The sequence below is a fragment of the Pseudopedobacter sp. genome (genome assembly GCF_040392825.1).
GTDB lineage: Bacteria > Bacteroidota > Bacteroidia > Sphingobacteriales > Sphingobacteriaceae > Pseudopedobacter.
Genome location: NZ_JBEBVH010000336.1, coordinates 1 through 3,721, shown reverse-complemented (window position 1 = coordinate 3,721; position 3,721 = coordinate 1). Strand labels below are relative to the sequence as shown.

General features: G+C 37.1%; 2 protein-coding genes. Both read left to right on the top strand.

Features of this window, described 5'->3' with window-relative positions; genetic code table 11:
• Nucleotides 1-1,157: hypothetical protein (locus ABWO41_RS16535; protein ID WP_353140383.1), on the top strand; the 1,157-nt coding region annotated here is incomplete at its 5' end.
• A gap of 88 nt (nt 1,158-1,245) precedes the next feature.
• The coding region (locus ABWO41_RS16530) for a hypothetical protein (RefSeq protein ID WP_353140381.1) at nt 1,246-3,721 on the top strand (2,476 nt) is incomplete at its 3' end.

The following is a 3,721-nucleotide window of genomic DNA, read 5'->3' as shown; positions in this document are numbered from 1 at the left end:
CTACTTTTGCAGCTTATGGCTTTGCCAACCCAACAAATATCATGAGCATACATTTTAATTTAGGCCTAAATGTCGACCCCAGTAATACCAATGCTAATTGGTATTTTTTCATAGGAGGTACGGTTCTTCATCGTACAATAGACAGAGCTGCTACTGAATACAATCTCCCAATAAATGCTACTGATTATGCACATGATAATAGAATTTTCGGAGTTTATAGATTAATTAAAAGTACTGAAAGCGGTGTATTTTCATGTACAAGGATGACACAAACATCTACTGTCAATTCTAGGGATTGGGCGAATGCAAGTACTGCCAATTTAGCGGCTAATAATACCTATGCGATAGACATATATTGCAATAACTCAACTGATAAACAATATTATATGCGTGGTACAACAGCAGTCGAGTTGGCCTCTTATACATACGCACTTTATGTCAACGGTGATTTAAAAGGTACATTCGCTAAAACCAAAATCTCGAATGGAAGCGAACTCGGTAGCTTTGCAATTATGTCTAGAGATGCTGCACAAAGCGGATCTGGAAATTACGATAACTCGGCATCGCTTACTATAAGTAATTTTAAAGTAGTACACTTAGGAGATGTTTCAACAACTCCTGTAACACTAACAGATTTTAAAGGAAATGCAACAAACACCGGCATTGCTTTAAACTGGCAGACCGCAAGCGAGCAAAATAATTCACACTTTATACTTAGCCGCTCTTCCAACGGAAAAGATTTTTTTTATTTAACCCGCGTAGAAGGAAATGGCACAAGCAATAATATAAACAATTACAGCTATACTGATAAAAACCCATCTGCAGGAACCAATTATTACCAGTTAGAACAGGTAGATAAAGACGGGACAAAAACTGTAAATAAATCATTGTATGTGAATTATAAAAGTACAGATGCTGATTTTGTGGTTTCCAGATCTTCTAACAACAATTTAAAAATAACCTTAAATGCCAGCAGAATCGAGTGGTCAGAAATTATAATTACTGATATTGCAGGTAAGGTAATTTACAAAGGGAAACATCTATTGTCAGAAGGTAAGAATGAAATTGAAGTGCCTTTATCTGGTTCCAAACAGATGGTTTCTGTCGTTTATGTGCAAACAGCAACGGAATCTAAAAGTGCTAAACTGATATTGTAATACCTATTAATATTTTCAAGGTGATCTTAATCACAAGTTTCGCTTTTGAAAATTAGAGGTTATCTATTAACACTTATATTTTGAAATTATGAAAAGAATATTATCATTATTAAGTTTAGTTATAGGGATTAGTATCACTACAGAGGCTCAGATTATCAGGTATGTAGCCCCAAACAGTATGGGAACAGCAGACGGGTTAACAGCTGCAAATGCTTCGGATTTTTTAGATCCCTCTTTTTGGACAGCTATCCAGAGTTCCCTACAAACACAACCTGTAGTAGTAAAGTTTGTTGCCGGCGACTATATAAGAGCTTATACCGAACAGTCTTTAATCCTAAACGAGATGGGGCATTATAGAAATAACTTGCTACTCGAAGGTGACGCTGGAAATACTATTTTTACCGCTCCAACCGGGTACGCCACCAAAACAATTATATTCTCTTTAGTGAACTGTCAGAATATAAGCGTAAAAAACTTTCATTTTACAGGGAACGGCAGTGTCGATTATGTATTTAGGGTTACTTCTACCTCAGGAAAAACAAGTAAAAATATTTTAATAGAAAATTGTCGCTGGGAAGATATGCGGGGTATTGTCTATGGGGCATCCGGCACTGCATCCGGTACATCTTATGTTACATTTAAAAACTGTACATTTAAGAGAATCGGATTAAATGCCGGTTCGCACATGATATATAATGCTTATGATGCGCATCATATCAGCGTCATAGATTCTCATTTTGAAGATTGTACAGGAGATTATGTAAGGTTCAGAGACAATTTAGATTATGCCATAGTTAAGGGCACAACCTTTATAAGAAACCCTGGTTTTGATAGTTATCCTTTTATCTCCATGCCTCTTTTTAATGATGTCAATCCGGGTGATGAAATTTTTGCTACCAATTATTCATTTACCGACAACACATTTACTAATGCTACAGCAGCCATACAATTTTTCAGCCAGGGCTATGATCCTGTAGATCGAAATCATTTACTTACGGCACAGGAAGGTGCTATGCTAACAAGCGGAACAGACCAGCAGAAAAAAGATGTATTGCTAAATAATTATAAAATTAATACCGACTTGGTAAGGATAAATAATAATACTTATAATAATATATCCAAACAGGTAATTTTAGTGAGCAATATTGGTTACGGTTCTGTATCTAAGGGGTGGACAGGGGAGGCAAATATCTCGGGCTTGTTTAACAATAGTGATGAACCATTGCCTTGGGAAGGAGACCAGTATGCTTTCTCTAAATGGGTAGAATCAGGGGATTTAAAAAACATTGAATGGAATTATTATTTTACCGGAGGAATCAGTACTGTATCGGGAACTGAGGGAATAATAAGAACCTCTACGCCTTCGATTATGGATTTTCTGCCAAAAACTACTTCCGGCGAAGCCTCTATCATGACACATACCAACACGACTGTCAACTCCTCCTCTTTTACGCTCAATGGCAACGGTTCTTTAACTATGGTTCATACAGCCGGAAACGGAACAGCTGTATCTCCTGCTAAATTTTCTGTAAGAAGTTTTGAGGCATCATCTAAGGTAATGAGCGCTCATTTTAATGTAACATTAAGTAATACAGCCCAAAACAAACAGGCTATATGGTACATTGCCGTAGGAGATTCAACCGCATCGCCTATTAAAAACAAGGACAGTGCTCCCTCAATTACAGGCTCTACCTCTACCGCTGATAAATTGTACACCGTATTAAGAATAAGGAAAGTAGCTTTCGGTAATTCGTATGCTGTTCAGGCAAGGCATAATGATGGCAAACAGACAAACTCAACAACTAATTGGGGTTGGCAAACTATAACGGGAGCAACATTAACCAGTGGCAACGTAGCTAAAATAGCTTTGTTTTTCAATAATACCGAGAACCAACAGCAATATATCTTTAATGGGGTTACTAAAACTTTAGCGGCTGCATCTTATCATATTTATATAGATGATGTGCAAAAAGGAGCAACATTGACTAATTTAGTCAGAAATACATATCCGACAAATGGAAATATAAAGTATACGGGAGACTTATCGGGTTTTTCTATTATGAGCCGGGAAGGGGCAATGTCATTTACTACTGAAGACACAGGAACTACAGGCCCTGCAGCGTATGACAATTCTGCATCTCTAATGGTAACCAACTTTCAAATTGTCCACCTTGCTACCCCAACAACGACACCAGTAACACTAACAGATTTTAGCGGAAGTGCAACAAACACCGGCATTGCTTTAAACTGGCAGACCGCAAGCGAGCAAAACAATTCTCATTTTATACTTAACCGCTCTATAAACGGGAAAGACTTTTCTTATTTAACCCGGGTAGAAGGAAATGGCACAAGCAATAACATAAACCATTACAGCTATATTGATAAAACCCCATTTGCAGGTACTAATTATTACCAATTGGAGCAGATAGATAAAGACGGGACAAAAACTGTGATAAATAAAATTGTACCTGTTAAATACATGGTATCTGCTGAAGTGTTTAGCATTTCCAAAATATCATCCAATCAGCTAAGAGCCTTTTTTAATTCTGAAAATGGCGAAAATG